Here is a 20,259-nt window from a genome sequence, read left to right as displayed (position 1 = left end):
CCGCTGGCGGGCCGCCCGACGCCGCAGCCCACCCCCATGTGTCCACGACGGGCTGGGAGCGGGCGACCCGCACCAGCACCCCGACCCCCTGATGTCTACTCGGCAGCACGCTCGCCCTCCATCGCCACGGCGGTCGACGAGCCGTCGCGGGCCCGCCTGCCTGGGCTTTCCCGGCCCGCTGGGAGCAGGCTCACGCGCCGGGTACGTAGTTTCCCGGACAGGCCGCACCCCACCGCCCCGCTGTCGTCAACGGGTGCGGTGGGGTGCGGACCGGCAGTTTCGACTAGCGCAGGACCACCAGCAGGTCCCCGCCCTCGACCTGCTGCACGGCGCCGATCGCGAGCCTGCCCACGGTGCCCGCCTTGGGGGCGGTGATCGCGGCCTCCATCTTCATCGCCTCGATGGTGGCGACGGTGGCGCCCGCCTCCACCGCGTCGCCCTCGGCCACCGCGAGGGTGACCACGCCCGCGAACGGGGCGGCGACGTGGTTGGCGTTGGACCGGTCGGCCTTCTCCGCGGCGGGCAGGTCGGCGGCCACCGAGCGGTCGCGGACCTGGATCGGGCGCAGCTGGCCGTTGAGGGTGGCCAGCACGGTGCGCATGCCGCGCTCGTCGGCCTCGGCCACCGCCTCCAGCTCCAGCAGCAGCGTCACGCCGCGGTCGAGCTCGACGGCGTACTCCTTGCCCTGCTGCAGGCCGTAGAAGAAGTCCTTGCTGGCCAGCACGCTGGTGTCGCCGTACTGGTCGCGGTGGGCCAGGTACTCCTTGGTGGGGCCGGGGAACAGCAGCCGGTTGAGGGTCGCGCGGCGGTCCTCGGCCAGGCCGGTGCGGTCGGCCTCGGTCAGCTCCGCGACGCCCTTGGGCGCCGGGCGGCCCTTGAGCGCCTTGCTGCGGAACGGCTCCGGCCAGCCGCCCGCCGGGTCGCCGAGCTCGCCGTGCAGGAAGCCGATGACGGAGTCCGGGATGTCGAAGCGACCGGGGTCGGCCTCGAACTCCTTGGGGTCCACACCCGCGCCAACCAGGTGCAGCGCGAGGTCGCCGACGACCTTGGAGGACGGGGTGACCTTCACCAGGCGGCCGAGCATCCGGTCCGCGGCGGCGTAGATGGTCTCGATGTCCTCGAACCGGTCGCCGAGGCCGAGCGCGACGGCCTGGGTGCGCAGGTTCGACAGCTGACCACCGGGGATCTCGTGGTGGTACACGCGGCCGGTCGGCGCGGGCAGGCCCGCCTCGAACGGCGCGTACACCCGGCGCACGGTCTCCCAGTACGGCTCCAGGTCCGACACCGCCTGCAGCGACAGCCCGGTCTCCCGGTCGCTGTAGTCGGTGGCGGCCACGATCGCCGAGAGCGAGGGCTGCGAGGTGGTGCCCGACAGCGACGCCACCGCGCCGTCCACGGCGTCCACACCGGACTGGATGGCGGCCAGGTAGGTGGCCAGCTGGCCGCCGGCGGTGTCGTGGGTGTGCAGGTGGACCGGGAGGTCGAACTCCTTGCGCAGCGCGGTGATCAACCGGGCGGCGGCGGGCGGGCGCAGCAGGCCCGCCATGTCCTTGACGGCCAGCACGTGCGCGCCCGCGCCGACGATCTGCTCGGCCAGCTTGAGGTAGTAGTCGAGCGTGTAGAGCTGCTCGGCCGGGTTCGACAGGTCGGCGGTGTAGCAGAGGGCGACCTCGGCGATCGCGGTGCCGGTCTCGCGGACCGCCTCGATCGCGGGCCGCATCTGCTCGACGTCGTTGAGCGCGTCGAAGATGCGGAAGATGTCGATGCCGGTGTCGGTGGCCTCGCGGACGAACGCGTCGGTCACCTCCGTCGGGTACGGGGTGTAGCCGACGGTGTTGCGCCCGCGCAGCAGCATCTGCAGGCACAGGTTGGGCACCGCCTCGCGCAGCGCGGCCAGCCGCTCCCACGGGTCCTCGGCGAGGAAGCGCAGCGCCACGTCGTAGGTGGCCCCGCCCCAGCACTCCAGGGAGAACAGCTCGGGGGTGCTGCGGGCGACGTGCGGGGCGATGGCCAGCAGGTCCTTGGTGCGGACCCGGGTGGCCAGCAGCGACTGGTGCGCGTCGCGGAAGGTGGTGTCGGTGACGCCGACCCGCTTGTTCTCGCGCATCCAGCGGGCGAAGCCCTCCGGGCCGAGCTCGACCAGCTTCTGCTTGGTGCCCGCGGGCGGCTCGGTGGACAGGTCGACGGCGGGCAGCTTCTCCCGCGGGTCGATCATGTGCGGCCGGGGGCCGTGCGGCTTGTTGACCGTGACGTCGGCCAGGTAGGTCAGCAGCCGGGTCGCGCGGTCGGCGGAGCTGCGCGCGGTCAGCAGGTGCGGGCGCTGCTCGATGAACGCGGTGGTGACCCGGCCCGCGACGAAGTCCTCGTCGTCGAGCACGGCCTGCAGGAACGGGATGTTGGACGCCACGCCGCGGATGCGGAACTCGGCGACCGCCCGCTTGGCCCTGCGCACCGCGGCGGCGAAGTCGCGGCCGCGGCAGGTGAGCTTGACCAGCATCGAGTCGAAGTGGGCGCTGACCTCGGCGCCCGCCGCGGTGCCGCCGTCGAGGCGGATGCCGCTGCCGCCAGGGGAGCGGTAGGCGCTGATCATGCCGGTGTCCGGGCGGAAGCCCTTGGACGGGTCCTCGGTGGTGATCCGGCACTGCAGCGCCGCGCCGCGCAGGTAGATGTCGTCCTGGGTGAGGCCCAGGTCGGCGAGGGTCTCGCCGGAGGCGATGCGCAGCTGCGACTGCACCAGGTCGACGTCGGTGACCTCCTCGGTGACCGTGTGCTCGACCTGGATGCGCGGGTTCATCTCGATGAAGACGTGGTTGCCGCGGGTGTCGAGCAGGAACTCGACGGTGCCCGCGTTCTTGTAGCCGATGTGGCGGGCGAAGGCCACGGCGTCGGCGCAGATGCGGTCGCGCAGCGCGGGGTCGAGGTTGGGCGCGGGCGCGATCTCGATGACCTTCTGGTGGCGCCGCTGCAGCGAGCAGTCGCGCTCGTAGAGGTGGATCACGTTGCCCGCGCCGTCTGCGAGGATCTGCACCTCGATGTGGCGCGGGTCGAGCACGGCCTGCTCGAGGAACACCGTGGAGTCGCCGAAGGCCGACTCGGCCTCGCGCATCGCCGCCTCGAGCGACTCGCGCAGCGCGCCCGCCTCCTCGACCCGGCGCATGCCCCGGCCGCCACCACCGGCGACGGCCTTGACGAAGATCGGGAACCCGATCTCCTCGGCCGCCACGAGCAGCGCGTCGACGTCGGTCGACGGCGCGGTGGAGCGCAGCACCGGCAGCCCGGCTTCCCTGGCCGCGGCGATGGCGCGCGCCTTGTTGCCGGTCAGCTCGAGGATGTCGGCGTCGGGGCCGACAAAGGTGATCCCGGCCTCGGCGCAGGCCTTGGCCAGTTCCGGGTTCTCCGAGAGGAAGCCGTACCCGGGGTAGACCGCGTCGGCGCCCGCCTTGGTGGCGGCCTTCACGATCTCCTCGACGGAGAGGTAGGCGCGCACCGGGTGGCCGGGCGCACCGATCTCGTAGGCCTCATCGGCCTTCATCCGGTGCGGGGAGTTGCGGTCCTCGTAGGGGAAGACCGCGACAGTCCCAGCGCCGAGTTCGTACCCGGCTCGGAACGCCCGGATGGCGATCTCGCCTCGGTTGGCGACGAGCACCTTGCGGAACATGCCCGGTTACCTCCTGCTACCTGGAGAAGTCGGTCGGCGGAGATTATCCCGGATGTCCCACGCGTCGGGAACATAGTCCCACGTGACAGGCGCCATGCCGATCGATCGGGATTCTAGGTTTTCCGGCTTTTCGGGCCGGTTCTGGGAGGATTTACTCCCCGATCGGCGGCTTGCCCCGGGCGCGCCGATTAACGGGCGTTCACCGCGCGGGCCGGACCACGATCTCACGGACGGCGGTCCCCGTCGAGTCAGGACCGAACAGCACCCGCACCCGCCCGGCCACGATCCCGCGCGCGGCGACGTCGGTGTACTCGCCACCGAGCCTGCCCACGGTGCGCCAGGTGCCCGCCTCGTCGCGGACCTGCACGGGAACGCCCTGGCGGGTGCCCCGGTCGGCCAGCACGACGATCCGCTCCAGCGGCTGGTCGACCCCCAGGTTCACCTCGACCGGCCCGCCGGTCACCCGGTAGGCGGTGGCCGGGTCGCCGTCGCCTGCGGCGTCGGTGGGCCCGGGGCGGACCGAGACCTCGCGGACGGCCAGCCAGTGCCGCTGACCGGCGGTGGCGCGTAGCCGCAGGTAACGAACATCACGCGAGCCGGGGCCCAGGGTGGCGGTCACCGTCGGCAGGCCGGGCAGCTGGCGCACGGTCGCCCAGTCGACGCCGTCCACCGAGCCCTCCAGCACCCCGGAGCGCAGGAAGTCGCGCGGCCGGTCGGCGGTGCCCATGGCCACCGCGACGCCCTGCACGGGGCGGACCCGGCCGAGGTCGAGCACGAACTGGGTGCCCGGCTGGGGGGCGCCGTCGCTCCAGTAGAAGGTCGCGGCGTCACCGTCGGTCATCCTGGCGGGCACGTGACCGGCGTAGGCGGTCTGCGCGGTCGGCACCGGCGTCTGCCTGGTCAGTCCGAACGCCTGGTCGGACGCGGCGAAGGCGGCGGCGAGGAACGCGGCGTGCCGGGGCGGGGCGGGGACGCCGAGCAGGTCGAGCCGCTCGCACCAGGCGCGCCGCTGGTCGCCACCGGCGTGCGCGACGAGCATCCGCACCGCGCGGCGCACAGGCTCGCTGGGTGTGCCCTCCGCCCGCAGCAGCGCGTCCAGGATCGCTGCGGCCTTGCGCGGGTCCGCGCCGCTGGAATACGCGACCCAGAAGCGCGCCATCGCGCTAGGTAGATCTACCGGTGCTTCCCGAACGGTGCGCTTGGGGACGAGGCGGTCCGGTTCGGGGTCGGCGGCCGCGGGGACCGGGCTGGCGCTGAGCGCGGCGCTGACCACGGTGACCAGCACGGCGAACGGCACGACGCGCGGTCTGGTGCCACCTGGGGGCACGGTGGGTCCTCTCGGTCAGGGCGACTGGCGCCCCGTCGAACGTGGGTGCGGTGCGCCCGTCGACTGGCCCCCAGACCGACCGCACCGCCGCGGATGGTGCCGGCACCGGGGCGGTCGCGCCAGGGGTCTCACCCGGACGGCCGCGCCGGTGCCGCGAACCGTTCAGTATCCGAACGGTCCGGTGTAGAGGATCCGATCCGCTGTGTTCACGGGGAGTTCGCACACGCCGGTGCTCGCGGAGCGCACGAGGGCCGCCTGCACGCCCGCCGGGGTGAGCGTCGGCTGGGTGCCCAGGCGCAGCGCGGCGGCGCCGGTGGTGTGCGCGGCGGCCAGGGAGGTCCCGCTGAGCGTCACCTTGGCGTCGTTGGCGGTGATCCACGGACCGACGATGCCGACGCCGGGCGCGTACAGGTCGACCACGGGGCCGGAGTTGGAGTTCACGGCGGCGCAATCGGTCTGGGTGAGGCTCGCGGAGGTGATGGCCTCGGTGACCCGGGCAGGCGAGATGGTCCCCGCGCTCCCGCCGGAGGACCCCGCGGGCACGGAGTAGGTGACGCCCGCGGTGATGGACCCGCGCACGGCGTCGTCGAGCGCCTGGTTCGCCCGGCCGCCGAGGCTCATGTTCACCACGGATGGTCCACCGGCGTTGGCGGTGATCCAGTCGATGCCCGCGATGACGGTGGACACGCTGCCGGAGCCGTTCTTGTCGAGCACCCGCACCGGGACGAGCTTGACACCTTTTGCCAGTCCGTACTCCTTTCCGCCGACGACACCGGCGAGGAACGTGCCGTGGCCGTGCTGGTCGTCGGGATCGTTGTCGTTGTCGACGAAGTCGCGCCCGCCCCGGACACGGCCGCCGAAGTCGGCGTGGGTCGCGCGGACACCGGTGTCGAGGATGAACGCGGTGACGTTGGCGGCGAGGGTGTCGTAGCGGTAGCGCTTGTCGAGCGGGAGCTTGCGTTGGTCGACGCGGTCCAGCCCCCACGACGGCGGGTTGGGCTGTCCGCCGTAAGCCCGCACCGGGGTGTCGGGGACGACGTAGGCGACCGACGGGTCAGCGGCCAGTGCCTTCGCGCCGGATGTGGTGAGCCGCGCGGAGAAGCCGGATAGCGCGGACGTGTACTGGCGTTCGACGCGCGCGCCGTAGTGGTTGGCGAGAGCGGTGACCCGGGTGCCGAACTCGGCGGCGGTCGTGGGTCGCAGAACAACGACATAGGTCTCAGCGGTCGCGGGTGCAGCGCTGGCCGCGGGAATGGCGGCGGCCGCGGGAATGGTGGCCGGCACGGGAATGATGGCGGGCGCGATGGCCAAGGCGGCGGACAGAACGACGACGAGCCCGGTTCGCGCCGCTCGCCCGGAAGGTCGGCGGAATCCGCTGTGCGGGGAGATGTCCATTGGGAATTCGGTACTGGGGTCCCGGGTGGGCGGCAAGGTTCACCAGTTGCCACGGCCTGCCGATCACCACTCCGGCGGCCACGCAGTGGTCCAGACAATTGCACCGACCAGTTCTCGGGGCGCCCAGCCGAAGGCGCGGGAATCGTCGGAACCACCCGGGTTGTCGCCGAGCAGGAACAGCATCCCGTTGGGCACCAAGGCGTCCGCCGGACTGTCCGCCGCCTTGCCGTCCGGGCCGCAGCACTCGACCGGTTTGACACCCCAGTCGGCTGCGGTCGGGACCGTGCGCCACTCGGTTTCCCCCGCTGGGAGAACGCGAACAACGGGCCCGGGGTCGATCCGGACGCGGTCTCCCCCGGTGGCGATGACGCGCTTGACGACCACCGGGCCGTCGGCGGCGAACCGAGTCGCCACGACGTCCCCGCGTTCGACGTCGTCGGGGCCGCGGAACGGGTACGGCAGCGCCCTGTCGCCGTCGCGGTAGGTCGGGCTCATGCTGCCGCCGGAGATCGGGATCGCGAGCACGGCGACGGCGACGACGGCCGTGATGACGAGCGCGGCGACCACGCCCGCCGCCACGCCGACCACCCGCCAGACCCGGATCCGCACGCGCCAGAGGTTACCTCACGGTAGTACTTATCAAACCGTTACACATCGACGCAGAGTCACCATCGTCCGAACCGGCGCACCAGCCTTGATCTGCTCGCGAGGCCATGACCATTGAGATCACTCGCAATCTTTGTTGGCCGCCGTCACGGCCAGTAGCTGTTACGCCTAGGTAACTGTGACTTGAGGTCACGGCCTACTGCGATTGGCCCCTTGTCGGTCGCCCACGCCGTTTGCCATGGTGTTGCCCACCACCGGGGCGGACGGGCTCCCGCGCAGGTCAGCGCGGGTCCGCACACCGGGCTGTCATCGACCACACGCCACCGATCACACGCCACCGATCTACACACTGGGAGCGCCGATGCCCCGACCCGAGCACAGCCGACTCCGCCCCCGGGCCGCGCTGCGCGCTTGGAACGAGCGGATGCGGGCCGACGCCACGGGACCCCGGACCGGCACCAGGTGGGGGCGCAGCACCCTGGTCGCGCTGCCCGCAGCCGCCGTGGCGACGGCACTGGGCGTGGCGATGGCCCAGGGCGCGCTCGCGGCCAACTTCTTCGTCTCCGGCCAGCCGTTCACGCTGCGCTCGGACCAGGTCAACGGCAGCGGGTTCGCCGCCTTCCTGCACAGCAGGCAACTCGCCGACGGCAGCCAGGCGGGCAAGGGCGAGGCGATGGCCCGCGCCGGGTTCCAGTCGGCCAAGCTCGACGGCCTGTGCGCGGTGATCCACCAGACCATCCTCGGGCTGCCCTACACGCTCAAGCTCAACGCGGGCTCCCCCGTCGACGGCACGCCCAACGGCGGCGCCGACGTCATCGACGCCTACAACCTGATCCTGGAGGCGAAGGCGGTGCAGGGCACGCAGAGCCAGTTCTCGGAGATGGTGCTGGGCAAGACCGCGCACCAGGTGCAGATGGGCGGGCAGCCGCTGGAGGGCGGCACGGTCGGCGCGTTCGGCCTGGAAGCCGGGGTCGTGCGGGTGACCGGGCTGACCGCCGACGCCTACACCGCGGAGATCAGCGGCAACATCACGCTGCCCAAGCTGAACCTGGGCATCGTGCCCGGCACCGTCAACTGCTGAGGGGCGCGCCATGGCACACGGCAGCGCGCGGTCGAGCACCGCGCTGGTCAGGGCCGGTCAGGCCGTCGGGTCCGGCTGGCGCTGGTTCACCGACTTCCGGCGCACCCGGCCGTTCTGGGGCGGGCTGTGGATGGTGCTCGGCGGCTGGGCGATCATGTCGCTCACCTTCGCGCCGATCGCGGTGGTGCTCAGCGCCGGGTTCGGCGGCATCGCCGGGTACCTGCTCGGCGGCGGCCTTGTCCTGTTCGGACTGTGCGCGTGGTTCGCGCCCAAGTCGCGGCACCTGGCCGGGTTCCTCGGGGTGCTGTTCGCGGTGGCGTCGCTGGTCGGGTCCAACCTGGGCGGGTTCCTGGTCGGCATGCTGCTCGGCATCCTGGGCGGGTCGATGACCTTCGGCTGGGGACCGCGGCGGGTCAAGCCGGAACCGGTCGGGGAAGCGGCATGAGGCGGGTCCGGAAACCGGCGGTGTTCGCCGCGGTGCTCGCCCTCGTGCTGGGCAGCGCGATCGTGCCGGACCTGCCCTACTTCCGGGCGGAGGCCGCGCTCGCGGCGGCACCCACCCCGGCGCCGCAAATCGGTTTCCTGACCACGCCGAAGGACAAACCGCTCAAGGTGACCGCGAGCTCCGGTTACGCCGCGTCGATCCAGTACAAGGGCACCGAGACCGTCGTCGACGCCAACGGGGTGTCGTTCCAGGCCGCGCACTACACGTTCCGCGCGCTCACCCTCGACGACCTGACAATCTCCGACGGTAGCCGCTCCACCTACGCGCTCACCCTCGGTTCGCCCGGGACCACCCAACTGGGCGGGACGAATTCGACCGGTCAGCAGATGCAGACCGACCTGTGGGCCAACAACCTCTACGCGTCGAGCCCGCTGTTGCTGTGCGCGCTTCCCGCCGCGTGGTTGTTGAGCCTCGGCCTCTCGCTGAGCGTGCACCTGTGCGACGTCCGGATGGACCTCTACGCGTTGAAGGCGTTCAACCCCTCCCCCACCTCCGGCCGGGACAACCCCGTGCGCCTGCCGAGCGCGTCGTTGTCGGTCACCAGCAAGGGCACCTCGTGAGGGGCCGCACGCAATGGCGCAAGGCCGCGGTATTGGCGGTCCCCGCGTTGGCGCTCGCCGGTGTGCTCGGGGCACAGGTCGCCCGCGGTGCGCTCGCCAGCGAGGTCGTCGTCCAAGGCGGCACGTTGTCGTTGTCCACCAGTGGTCTGTATGGGACTGACTTCGGGCTGTCGGTCGGCGACGTCACCCGGCAGAACGCCGACGGCAGCACGACCGTGGTGCGGGTGGGACGACTGGGGTTCGCCGAGGGGCGGCTCAACGAGCTGTGCCTGTCGTTCCAGCAACAGGTGCTCGGCGCGTGGTTCACCGTCTACGTGACCGGCGGCGACGGGAACCGGTCCACTTGGGAGATCCAGACCGAGAACGTGGAACTGGACGTGGTGTCGGCGACCGGCGCGCTGGACATGGACGGCGTGGTCGCGATCGGCCTGCCCGGCGAGAACGTCACAACGATCAAGGACGCGGCGGGGAATCCCGCACCGAATCCGCTTCGCGTTCCCGTCGCGGAGCACCGGGTGGGCATCGATGCGACATTCGCGGAATTCCGCCAGGTGCGCGGACAGATCGCGGTGATGTCGATCCCGCAGCCGTTCCGCTTGCCCAACCTGGCGTTGCGGATGGAGCCGGGCCGGGGGCAATGCGCCGCACCCGTGGCGCCGCAGGGCAATCCGTAGCGGCGCGGTCTCTCACACTGAGAATTAACTACTCCGGCGGGTTCACTCCCGCGACGGTCATACTAAAGTGGGGCAATGCCCTCTGGTGACGCCGAGTCCACCGACCGACTTCCGCACTTCGACACCGTTCTGCGCGGGTACAACCCGCGCCAGGTCAACGAACGGGTCACCCGCCTCACCTACGACCTGCGCCACGCGTCCAAGGGCCGCGACGACGCCGCGTCGAAGGTCGCCGAGCTGACCAAGTCGCTCGGCTCGCTGCAGCAGCAACTGCTGGAGACCACGACCCGGCTCAACCGGATCAGCGCCAACCCCAACAGCACCGAGGGCATGACCGAGCGGGTGCGGTTGATGATGCAGCTGGCCGAGGAGGAGATCGCCGAGTTCAAGCGGCAGGCCGACGACTACGGCGCCGCGACCCGCGCCGAGGCCGAGGGCTACGGCGCCAACACCCGCAAGGAAGCGGACGGGTACTCGGCGGCCACGCGCACCGCCGCCGACGACTACGCCGCGCAGACCCGGCTCAACGCGGAGGCGTACGCGGGCAAGACGGCCAAGCAGGCCGACGACGCCTCGGCCAAGACCAGGGGCGAGGCCGACGCCTACGCCAAGGACCTGCGGGCCAAGCACGACCGGCTCATCGCCGACCTCGAGGAGCGGCGCAAGCAGCTCGAGGCCGACTACACCCGCAACCACGCCGAGCTCGACGCCGAGTACGAGGCGATGCGGGCCACGCTCGCCGGTGAGCACAAGAAGCTGATGGCCGACGCCCGCGCCGAGATCGAGCAGCAGGCGAAGGCCAACGAGGCGCGCATCGCGCAGCTCTACGACGAGGCCGCCGCGCACCGCGACCAGCTCGACACCGAGGCGCTCGCCGCCCGCGAGGCCCTCGACGCCGAGTCCACCGCCCGCCGCACCGCCGCCGAGGAGCAGGCCCAGCGCGAGGTCGGCCAGCAGCGGGCCACCGCCGAGGCCGCCATCGCGGCGCGCACCGAGCAGGTCGAGCAGACGCTGGCCGCGCGCACCACCGAGGTCGAGACCAGCCTCGCCGAGCAGACCGCCGCCATCGAGGCCGCGCTGCTCGCGCAGACCGAGGAGACCGAGCAGGCCCTCGCCGACCAGCGGGCCAGCGCCGACGCCGACATCCGCACCCAGCGCGACGCCGCCGAGAAGGCCGCCGCGCGCCTGGTCGCCGACGCGGAGAAGCAGAAGGCCGACACCGAGCGCGCCCTCGCCGAGGCCAGGTCCAAGGCCGACGCCGAACTCAAGGCCCAGCGCGAGACCGCGGAGAAGGCAGCCGCCAAGCTCGTCGCCGACGCCGAGAAGCAGAAGGCCGACACCGAGAAGGCCCTCACCCAGGCCAGGACCACCGCCGACGCCGACATCAAGGCCAAGCGCGACGCCGCCGAGAAGCACGCCAGCGACCTCGTCACCAACGCCGAGGCCAAGCTCGCCGACGCCACCGCCCGCCACGAACAGGCCGACGCCTTCGAACGCCGGGTCTCCGAGCAGGTCGCGGGCACCTTCGCGGTGCTGGAAGAAGCCCGCCAGCACTTCGCCGAAAGCCTCGGCTCCGCCCTCAAGACCGGCGGCAACACCAAGAACGGCACCCCCGCCAAGGCGGGCTCCCGCTAGGAACACCACAGGACGGGCGGTACCGGACTCAGTCCCGGTACCGCCCGTCCTGCATGTCGACACCTAACGCTCAGAGACGCGGACAGGCGGCGGGGTTGATTCTCGTACCGGCTCACGTGCACTGGCCCGGGAACGGCAGCAGGGCCGGTCCCCGTGTGGGTACCGGCCCTGCTGGTGAAAGCTGTGGGTGACTCGCCGAACGATCAGCCGCGGACGACCTTGCCCGCCTTGAGGCAGGAGGTGCACACGTTGAGGCGCTTGCGCTGGGAGATGCCCAGGCGAGCGTGCACGGTCTGGATGTTCGGGTTCCAGCGGCGGTTGGTCCGCCGGTTCGAGTGCGAGACCGACTTGCCGAAGCCTGGCCCCTTGCCACAGACGTCGCACACGGCAGCCACGTCAGACACTCCTTCGCGTTGGTATTACCCGCACCGGCCCACTGCGCGGAGAGCGCGGGGGGCGTGACGGGCGCACGTACGAGAACCCGGGCAGGCCCAGGTGCTTCGGGACAGGGTAACCGGTGCTCGCGTGCGCCTCCAAACCGGGGGCGTCGAGCGGGCTACCCTCGCGGGAACCGGTAGGAGGTGGCGGTGCTCGACGCGTTGGACGCTGGGGAGGTGCGCCGGTGGGTGGCGGCCTGCGTGCAGTCGCTGGACGCGCACCGGGCCGGGATCGACCGGATCAACGTCTACCCCGTGGCCGACGGGGACACCGGGTCGAACCTGCTGGACACGCTGCGGGCGGCCCTGGAGGCCCTGCTGCGCGCGCCGTCGGCGGATCGGGTCGACGCGGGGGCGGCGTTCGGGGTGGCCGCGCGCGGGGCGTTGGCCGGGGCGCGCGGGAACTCCGGGGTGATCGCGTCGCAGCTGCTGCGGGGGATGGCGGAGGCGCTGCGCGGCCTGGACACGATCGGCGGGCCGGATCTGCGAGCCGCGTTGCGGGCGGGCGCCAGGATGGCCACGGCGGCGGTGTCCGAGCCGATGCCGGGCACCATGCTCAGCGTCTTGGACGCGGCAGCGGCGGCCGACGATGGCGACGACCTGCACGAGGTCGCCTCGGCGGCGGCGAGCGCGGCCGCTGAGGCATTGCGGCGGACCCCCGAGCAGCTGCCCGTGCTGGCCGAGGCCGGGGTCGTCGACGCGGGCGGACGCGGCGTGGTCGTGCTGCTCGACGCCCTGGTCGCGGTGGTCGCCGAGCAACCCGCGGCGGTGGTCGCGGCGGCGCGGGCACGGGCGGACGAGCCGGACGGCCTGGAGACCCGGTTGGTCATGGCGCGGGAAGGCGGGTCGGACCTGTACGGCTACGAGGTCATGTACCTGCTGCACGACACCGACGACGCCGCGGCCGACCGGCTGCGCGACGACCTCGACCGGCTCGGCGACTGCGTGTCGGTGGTCGGCGACGGCGACGGCCTGTGGACCGTGCACGTGCACTGCAACGACATCGGCGCGGCCATCGAGGCGGGCATCGACGCGGGGCGCCCCCGGCGGATCAGGGTGGCCCGGTTCGCCGACACCCCGTCCGCCGAACCGCAGCGCTACAGCCGTGACCGGGCGGTGGTTGCCGCCGTGCGCGGGGAGGACCTGGCGGAGCTTTTCGTCGCCGAGGGTGTCGCGGTGCTGCGGATCGGCGCGAGCGAGCCGGACCCGTATGCGCTGCTGGAGGTGATCACCGGGACGGCCGCCGCGCACGTGACGGTGCTGCCCGGGGACACGGGGCTGATGGCGGTCGCCGACGAGGCCGCGATCCGAGCAGTGGCGGCGGGCCAGGACGTCGTGGTGGTGCCGTGCGCGTCCCCGGTCCAGGCCCTCGCAGCGATCGCGGTCCACGACCCCCGCAGGCGCGCAGGCGACGACGTCGTGGCCATGGCCGAGGCAGCGGCAGCGACCAGACGCGGCGAACTCGTGATCGCCGAGGCGGACGGCATCACCTGGGTGGGCCCGTGCCGAGCCGGGGACGTCCTGGGCTTCGCGGACGGCGAGGTCGTGCTGATCGAACCCGGACCAGCGGGCCCGGACGCGGTGGGCCGCGCGGCGATCGGCGTGGTCGACCGAATGCTGGCCGCGGGCGGTGAGCTGGTGACCGCCCTCGTGGGCCAAGCCGCACCCCCCGGCCTGACCGACACGCTGTCGCACTACCTCCACCAACACCGCCCGGACGCCGACCTCTCCGTCCACCGCGGCGGCCAACCCGACTCCCTGATCCTCTTCGGCGTCGAATGACCCCACCCGCTCTTGCCGCGGGAGCACCGGGGATGGGGCACTGTGTGACCGGGTGTCGGTGGGTGGCGACAGAATGTGCGGGGCAGGTGGGCGAGCGGATGCGGGGCTGGAGCGGATGACTGGGCTGGGTGAGCGGCTCGAGCGGGTGGTGGGCAAGAAGTCGGCGGATGCCCTGGAGGGGGCGTTCAAGTTGGCCACCGCGGGGGATCTGCTGCGGCACTACCCGCGTCGGTACGCCGAGCGGGGGCAGCTCACCGATATCGCGGGGTTGGAGGTCGGCGAGCACGTCACCGTGATGGCCAAGGTCGTGTCGGTGACCAAGCGGCAGATGAAGACCAAGCGCGGGACGTTGGTCGAGGTGGCGCTGACCGACGGGAAGCGGTCGTTGGACTGCGCGTTCTTCAACCAGCCGTGGCACATGGAGAAGCTCAAGCCGGGGATGAGCGCGTTGTTCGCGGGCAAGGTCACCGCGTTCCGGCAGAAGTTGCAGCTGGCCAACCCGGACTACCAACTGCTCGACGGGGACGCCGAGACCGAGGCGGTGGAGGAGTTCGCCGGTGGGTTGATCCCGGTGTACCCGTCGTCGGCGAAGATCCAGTCGTGGCAGATCGCGCAGTGCGTGCAGCAGGCGCTCGCGGTGCTCGACGAGATCACCGACCCGTTCCCGGACGCGTTGCGCGACAAGCTCGGCCTGCCGCCGTACGAGCAGGCGGTGCGCTCCATCCACCGGCCAGCCGAGTGGGCGGACCTGGAGTTGGCGCGCACCAGGCTCAAGTGGGACGAGGCGCTGTCGGTGCAGTTGGCGCTGGCGCAGCGCCGCCAGGCGGCCAACGCGCGGCCGGCGCCCGCGTGCCCGCCGACCGAGGGCGCGATCCTCAGCGCGTTCGACAAGCGGTTGCCGTTCACGCTGACCGCCGGTCAGGTCGAGGTGGGCGAGGCGATCGCGGCCGACCTGTCCGGTGAGCACCCGATGAACCGGTTGCTGCAAGGCGAGGTCGGTTCCGGCAAGACGATCGTGGCGCTGCGGGCGATGCTGCAAGCAGTGGACTCAGGCAAGCAGGCGGCGATGCTTGCACCAACCGAGGTGCTCGCGGCGCAACATGCGCGGTCGCTGCGGGAATTGCTCGGCGAACTCGGGCAGGGCGGCGAACTCGGCGCGGCGGACAACGCCACCAAGGTCACCCTGCTGACCGGGTCGCTCACCGCGCCGCAGCGCAAGCAGGCCATGTTGGACGCGGTGAGCGGCGCGGCCGGGATCGTGGTCGGCACGCACGCGCTGATCCAGGACAAGGTGAGGTTCGCCGCGCTCGGGCTGGTGGTGGTGGACGAGCAGCACCGCTTCGGTGTCGAGCAGCGCGACGCGTTGCGCGGCAGGGCGGGCGAGAACCTGAGCCCGCACGTGCTGGTGATGACCGCGACGCCGATCCCGCGCACGGTCGCTATGACCGTCTACGGCGACCTGGAGATCTCGGCGCTGCGCGAACTCCCGGCAGGCCGCTCCCCCATCTCCACGACGGTCGTGCCGGTGGCGGAGAAACCGTCCTGGCTGGACCGGGTCTGGCAGCGGGTGCGCGAGGAGGTCGGCAAGGGGCACCAGGCCTATGTGGTGTGCCCGCGCATCGGCGACGAGGAGGACGGTCCCGGCGGGTCCGACGACGGTCGGCGGCCACCGCTCGCGGTCGTCGAGGTGACCGAGACGCTGGCGGCGGGCCCGTTGTCGGGGCTGCGGCTGGGAATCCTGCACGGGCGGCTGCCCACCGACGAGAAGGACGCGGTGATGCGGGCGTTCGCGGCCGCGGAGATCGACGTGCTGGTGGCCACCACGGTCGTCGAGGTCGGCGTGAACGTGCCGAACGCGACCGCCATGGTGATCATGGACGCGGACCGGTTCGGCGTCAGCCAGCTGCACCAGCTGCGCGGCCGCGTCGGCCGCGGCTCGGCCCCCGGCGTCTGCCTGCTGGTCACCGACATGCCCGGCGGCACCGCCACCCGCGACCGCCTCGACGCCGTCGCCTCCACCCTCGACGGCTTCGAACTGGCCAGGATGGACCTCGAACTGCGCCGCGAGGGCGACATCCTCGGCGCCAGCCAGTCCGGCGCCAAGTCCGGCCTCAAGATGCTCTCCCTCATCCGCGACGAACAGGTCATCGCCGACGCCCGCGTCGTCGCCCAAGCCCTCGTCGCCGACGACCCGGCCCTCACCGCCTACCCCGGCCTGGCGGGCATGGTCCACCAGGTCATCGACACCGAACGCGCCGAATACCTGGAAAAGGCCTGAGCCCCGCCCCGAATCCCCAGCACGCGCGGGAATCCAGGACGGGGCAAGAACTTCAGCGAGGCGGGAGCTACGGGAGCTTCCAGTCCACCGGCGCCGCGCCCTGTTCGGCGAGGAGTTCGTTCGCGCGGCTGAAAGGCTTGGAGCCGAAGAAGCCCGCGTGGGCCGAGAGCGGGCTCGGGTGGGCGGATTCGATGGCGGGGACGGAGCCGAGCATCGGGCGGAGGTTGCGGGCGTTGCGGCCCCACAGGATCGCCACCAGGGGGCCGCCGCGGGCGGCGAGGGCCTTGATGGCCTGTTCGGTGACCTCTTCCCAGCCCTTGCCCTGGTGGGCGTTGGACTTGCCCGGTTCCACGGTCAGCGCTCGGTTGAGCAGGAGCACGCCGTGTTCGGTCCACGGGGTGAGGTCCCCGTTGGACGGGGTCGGGTGACCGAGGTCCTCGACGTACTCCTTGTAGATGTTGATGAGGCTCTTGGGGATCGGTCGGACGTCCGGGGCGACCGAGAAGGACAGGCCGACGGCGTGTCCCGGGGTCGGGTAGGGGTCCTGTCCGACGATGAGGACGCGGACGTCGGCGAAGGGCTGTTGGAACGCGCGCAGCACGTTCTCCCCCGCGGGCAGGTAGGTGCGCCCGGCGGCGACCTCCGCGCGCAGGAAGTCGCCCATCGCGGCGATCTTGTCGGCCACGGGTTCCAGTGCCAGGGCCCAGCCCTGTTCGACGATCTCGCTCAGCGGTCGTGCCACGGCGGCAGACCATACCCACCTGGGTGAGTGGGCCCGGTCACGGGGTGAGGATCTTCCCGAGGTGGCGGGCCAGCGGCGCGTCGGCGTAGAAGCCGAACGGCTCGATGGTGTCGTAGCCGCTCGACAGGTACAGCTCCACCGCCTCCGGCTGCTTCAGGCCGGTCTCCAGGATCAGCTTGCGGTAGCCGCCCGCGATCGCGACGCGCTCCAGTTCGGCGAGCATGGCGCGCGCCAATCCCCTGCCCCGCGCGGCGGGTGTCACGTAGAGCCGTTTCATCTCCACGGTCTCCGGGTCGTGCACGCGCCACCCGCCGGAGGCGACCGGGACGTCGTCGAGGTACCCGATGAGGAACAACCCCGACGGGTGGGTGAACTCCGTCGGGTCGACGGGGGTCTCGTCGAACCCCCCGTAGCGGACGACGTACTCCTGCTGGACCTCGGCGACGAGCTTCACCACGTCGGGGTGGGCGTAGTCGCGGACTTCGATGCGCACGCCCGCGATTGTCGCCTACCGCCAGTGCTGCCAGCCCGCGGCGCCGGAGTACACCGCGCCGTCGACGGTGACGCCCTGGCCCCTGGCGACGGTCCCGATGACCCGCCAGCCGTCGGGGACGCCGTGCGGGTCGGGGAAGGTGGCGGCCAGCGCGTGGTCCTCGCCGCCGGTGAGCACCCAGTGCCGGGGGTCGCCGCCGAGCGCGCTGGCGACGTCGAGCAGCCGCTGGTGCACCTCGACGAGGTCGGAGCGCACGTCGATGGCCACAGTGGAGGCGGCGGCGATGTGCCCGAGGTCGGCGAGCAGCCCGTCGGACACGTCGATCATGGCGGTGGCCCCGGCGTCGGCGGCGTCGGGACCGGCCTCGTACGGCGGTTCCGGCGCGCGGTGGGCGCCGACGACGCTGACCGGGGACCGGAAGCCGCGGCCGAGCACGGCCAGCCCTGCGGCGCTCCAGCCGAGCTTGCCCGCGACCGCGACGACGTCACCGGGGCGCGCGCCCGATCGGGTCACCGGTGCCCGGCCGCGCAGGTCGCCCAACGCGGTGAGGGAGATCACAAGGGTCGCGGACTCGGTCATGTCGCCGCCCACCACCCCGACCCGGGCCCGCGCCGCCTCCTGCCACATGCCCGCGGTGAGTTCCTCGATCACCGAGGCGGGTGTCGTCTGCGGGCACGCGATGCCCACCAGCACCGCGGTCGGCACCGCGCCCATGGCGGCGATGTCGGCCAGGTTCACCGCGACCGCCTTGCGCCCCACCTGTTCCGGCGACGACCAGTCGAAACGGAAGTGCACGCCCTCGACGAGGACGTCGGTGCCCGCGACCACCCGCCCGTCCGGCGCTGCCACCACGGCGGCGTCGTCACCGGGACCCACCAGGGTGGTCCTCGGTTGGGGTCTGCCCCTGGTGACCCGATCGATGAGTCCGAACTCACCCACCTCGGCAACGGTTTCCGCGCCGTCAGGCGTGTTCGGACTCACTGCTTCCTCCGATCACCGATATTCGGAATCCCCAACGAAAGGCAACTGGGGTACGTTGCTGGACACGTTCCTACCTCTAGGGGACTCCCAACCGCGAAGGGGCGCGCCGTGGTCCACGCATACATCCTGATCCAGACCGAGGTCGGCAAGGCCGCTGCGGTGGCGGCGGAGATCGCGGGCATCGCGGGCGTCACCACGGCCGAGGACGTGACCGGCCCGTACGACGTCATCGTGCGCGCCGAGGCCGACAACGTCGACCTGCTCGGGCAGCTGGTCGTGGCCAGGATCCAGAACGTCGAGGGCATCACGCGCACCCTGACCTGCCCGGTGGTCCACCTCTGAGCCGTGGTCTAGTGGGCCGGTGAGCACGCAGACCGCCGCAGGCCTCTCCCGCACCGCCGTCACCACCGCCGCGGTGTTGGCCGGGTTGCTGGTGGTCGGCGTCGTGGTGGTCCGATTGCTGCTGCCCGACGACCCCGAACGGGTGGCAGTGAACCAGGCTGGCCAGACGACGCAGGCGCCGCGGACCGGCCCGGTCGGGTTGGTCCCGGTCGACGCTCCCGACTCCGCTTCCACAGAATGCGCAGGCCTGACCTCAGCGCTGCCGGACGTGCTTCCCAACAACGGCAAGACGCTGCCGCGGCTGCCGATCGCCGACCCGGCCCCCGTCGGCGCGGCCGCCTGGGGTGACCAGGTGGGTGACCCGGTCGTGTTGCGCTGCGGCCTCGGCAAGCCCCCGGAGCTGACCAACACCGCCGCGCTGCGCGAGGTGTCGAAGGTGCGCTGGCTGGTCATCGAGGGCGACGGCGCCGCGACCTGGTTCGCGGTCGACCGGCCGGTGTACGTGGCGTTGACGCTGCCCGCCGGGCTCGGCACCGGGCCGCTGCAGACCGTGTCCGAAGTGGTCGGTCAGCGGCTGGTCGCCCAAGAGGTCAGGCCCTGACCAGACTCCCCCGATGACCAGTCTCCCCCGGTCGCCCTACCGCAGGCCGGTCCCCCTGGCCAGCGCCGTGTCGATGAGCACGCTGAGCAGGGTCGGGTAGTCGATCCCGCTGACGTCCCACATCTTCGGGAACGCCGAGGTCGCGGTGAACCCGGGCATGGTGTTGACCTCGTTGACGGTCAGCTCGCCGTCCTCGCCGACGAAGAAGTCGACCCGGGCCAGGCCCTGGCAGTCCAGCGCGCGGAACGCGGCGACGGCGGTGGCGCGCAACCGCTCGGCCACCTCGTCGGGCAGCTTGGCCGGGATGTCGAGCTCGCACACCGCGTCGAGGTACTTGGCGTCGAAGTCGTACCAGTCGATGCCCTCGGCCAGGCGGACCTCGGCGGGCAGCGACGCGCGGACGGCGCCGTCGGGGAACTCCAGCACGCCGCACTCGACCTCACGGCCCACGACAGCGGCCTCCACGAGCACCTTCGGGTCGATCGCCCGCGCCCGCACGATGGCGGCGTCGAGTTCGTCCCACGAGGAGACCTTGCTGATCCCCGTTGACGATCCGGCGCGCGAGGGCTTGACGAACACCGGCAGCCCCAGGTGTTCGCGCTCGTCCTCGGTGAGGGTGGCCTGGTCGCGGCGCAGTTCCACGTAGCGGCCGACCGGGAGGCCCTCGGCGGCCAGCAGCTTCTTGGTGAAGCCCTTGTCCATCGCCACCGCGCTGGCCAGCACGCCGGGACCGACGTAGGGGACGCCGACCATCTCCAGCAGGCCCTGGATGGTGCCGTCCTCGCCGTAGGCGCCGTGCAGCACCGGGAACACCAGGTCCACGCCGCTGATGACCTCGCCCTGCCTGCCCGGCTCCAGCACGACCAGCCCGGCCGAGGTGGGGTCGGCGGGCAGGGTGAGGGCGGTGCCGCTGGTGACCGTGGGCAGCGCGCGGTCCTCGATGCGCAGCGCCGCCGGGTCGCCGGGGCCGAGCACCCACGCTCCGTCGGGGGTGATGCCGACCGGCACGACCTCGAACCGGTCGCTGTCCAGGTTCGCCAGCACGCTCCCGGCGGAGACGCACGAGATGGTGTGCTCGGTGCTGCGCCCGCCGAACACGACCGCTACGCGCAGCTTCGGCGTGGACTGGCTACCCGGTGACGGCGTGAGGCTCGACATGGTG

Annotated in this window: 18 protein-coding genes; 9 read left to right on the top strand and 9 right to left on the bottom strand. The window is 72.2% G+C overall.

Annotation, left to right across the window (positions count from 1 at the left end):
- Positions 1–283: 283 nt before the first annotated feature.
- The 4 genes from LV79_RS26730 to lepB form a co-directional block, all read right to left on the bottom strand.
- A complete protein-coding gene (locus LV79_RS26730) occupies positions 284–3,658 on the bottom strand; it encodes a pyruvate carboxylase (protein ID WP_253840978.1) in 3,375 nt (1,124 codons plus the stop codon).
- A gap of 199 nt (positions 3,659–3,857) precedes the next feature.
- Entirely contained in the window at positions 3,858–4,985 is a 1,128-nt protein-coding gene (locus tag LV79_RS26725; RefSeq protein ID WP_253840977.1) for a discoidin domain-containing protein, read from the bottom strand.
- 162 nt (positions 4,986–5,147) lie between these two features.
- Positions 5,148–6,269, bottom strand: a complete 1,122-nt coding sequence (locus LV79_RS26720; protein ID WP_253840976.1) for a S8 family peptidase — start codon at positions 6,267–6,269, stop codon at positions 5,148–5,150.
- Between the two features lie 174 nt (positions 6,270–6,443).
- Entirely contained in the window at positions 6,444–6,989 is a 546-nt protein-coding gene (gene lepB / locus LV79_RS26715) for a signal peptidase I (protein ID WP_253840975.1), read from the bottom strand.
- 358 nt (positions 6,990–7,347) lie between these two features.
- Between lepB and LV79_RS26710 the strand changes: the two genes are divergently transcribed.
- From LV79_RS26710 to LV79_RS26690, 5 genes are all read left to right on the top strand, one after another.
- A complete protein-coding gene (locus LV79_RS26710; RefSeq protein ID WP_253840974.1) occupies positions 7,348–8,067 on the top strand; it encodes a DUF6230 family protein in 720 nt (239 codons plus the stop codon).
- Positions 8,068–8,077: 10 nt separating this feature from the next.
- Entirely contained in the window at positions 8,078–8,512 is a 435-nt protein-coding gene (locus LV79_RS26705; protein WP_253840973.1) for a DUF6114 domain-containing protein, read from the top strand.
- The gene (locus LV79_RS26700; protein WP_253840972.1) at positions 8,509–9,132 is read left to right on the top strand and encodes a hypothetical protein; all 624 of its coding nucleotides are present in this window, start codon (positions 8,509–8,511) and stop codon (positions 9,130–9,132) included. Before LV79_RS26705 ends, LV79_RS26700 begins: the two co-directional genes overlap by 4 nt.
- Positions 9,129–9,806: a DUF6230 family protein gene (locus LV79_RS26695; RefSeq protein WP_253840971.1), complete on the top strand. Its 678-nt coding sequence runs from the start codon at positions 9,129–9,131 to the stop codon at positions 9,804–9,806. The genes LV79_RS26700 and LV79_RS26695 overlap by 4 nt, the downstream gene beginning before the upstream one ends.
- A gap of 75 nt (positions 9,807–9,881) precedes the next feature.
- Positions 9,882–11,441 carry a coiled-coil domain-containing protein gene (locus LV79_RS26690; protein WP_253840970.1) on the top strand — a complete coding sequence of 520 codons (1,560 nt, stop codon included), beginning with the start codon at positions 9,882–9,884 and terminating at the stop codon, positions 11,439–11,441.
- Between the two features lie 203 nt (positions 11,442–11,644).
- Here the strand turns inward: LV79_RS26690 and rpmB are convergent, their stop codons facing one another.
- Complete coding sequence (gene rpmB / locus LV79_RS26685; protein WP_018682090.1) at positions 11,645–11,836, bottom strand: 50S ribosomal protein L28; 192 nt, start codon at positions 11,834–11,836, stop codon at positions 11,645–11,647.
- A 192-nt stretch (positions 11,837–12,028) separates the two neighbouring features.
- Between rpmB and LV79_RS26680 the strand changes: the two genes are divergently transcribed.
- Positions 12,029–13,660, top strand: a complete 1,632-nt coding sequence (locus LV79_RS26680; RefSeq protein ID WP_253840969.1) for a DAK2 domain-containing protein — start codon at positions 12,029–12,031, stop codon at positions 13,658–13,660.
- A gap of 115 nt (positions 13,661–13,775) precedes the next feature.
- Positions 13,776–15,938 (top strand): ATP-dependent DNA helicase RecG, encoded by a 2,163-nt coding sequence (gene recG, locus LV79_RS26675; protein ID WP_253840968.1) that lies wholly within the window; start codon positions 13,776–13,778, stop codon positions 15,936–15,938.
- A 67-nt stretch (positions 15,939–16,005) separates the two neighbouring features.
- Here recG and LV79_RS26670 read toward each other — a convergent pair whose 3' ends face one another.
- Genes LV79_RS26670 through LV79_RS26660 form a run of 3 tightly spaced genes read right to left on the bottom strand, consistent with a single transcriptional unit; the run spans position 16,006 to position 18,154 of the window.
- Complete coding sequence (locus tag LV79_RS26670) at positions 16,006–16,680, bottom strand: uracil-DNA glycosylase (protein WP_253840967.1); 675 nt, start codon at positions 16,678–16,680, stop codon at positions 16,006–16,008.
- Positions 16,681–16,717: 37 nt separating this feature from the next.
- Positions 16,718–17,173, bottom strand: coding sequence for a GNAT family N-acetyltransferase (locus LV79_RS26665; protein WP_372495465.1), 456 nt, complete (start codon positions 17,171–17,173; stop codon positions 16,718–16,720).
- Positions 17,174–17,188: 15 nt separating this feature from the next.
- A complete protein-coding gene (locus LV79_RS26660) occupies positions 17,189–18,154 on the bottom strand; it encodes a thiamine-phosphate kinase (protein ID WP_253840966.1) in 966 nt (321 codons plus the stop codon).
- Positions 18,155–18,262: 108 nt separating this feature from the next.
- On the opposite strand from LV79_RS26660, the gene LV79_RS26655 reads away from it, so the two are divergent.
- Together LV79_RS26655 and LV79_RS26650 are read left to right on the top strand one after the other, a co-directional pair.
- A complete protein-coding gene (locus LV79_RS26655) occupies positions 18,263–18,496 on the top strand; it encodes an Lrp/AsnC ligand binding domain-containing protein (RefSeq protein ID WP_092776641.1) in 234 nt (77 codons plus the stop codon).
- A gap of 19 nt (positions 18,497–18,515) precedes the next feature.
- Positions 18,516–19,097: a DUF3515 domain-containing protein gene (locus LV79_RS26650; RefSeq protein WP_253840965.1), complete on the top strand. Its 582-nt coding sequence runs from the start codon at positions 18,516–18,518 to the stop codon at positions 19,095–19,097.
- A 36-nt stretch (positions 19,098–19,133) separates the two neighbouring features.
- Here LV79_RS26650 and LV79_RS26645 read toward each other — a convergent pair whose 3' ends face one another.
- Positions 19,134–20,255 carry a D-alanine--D-alanine ligase family protein gene (locus tag LV79_RS26645; protein ID WP_253840964.1) on the bottom strand — a complete coding sequence of 374 codons (1,122 nt, stop codon included), beginning with the start codon at positions 20,253–20,255 and terminating at the stop codon, positions 19,134–19,136.
- Between the last annotated feature and the right edge of the window lie 4 nt (positions 20,256–20,259).

The organism is Actinokineospora globicatena (genome assembly GCF_024171945.1).
Classification (GTDB): Bacteria; Actinomycetota; Actinomycetes; order Mycobacteriales; family Pseudonocardiaceae; genus Actinokineospora; species Actinokineospora globicatena.
This window is presented reverse-complemented; position numbering and strand designations above follow the sequence as displayed.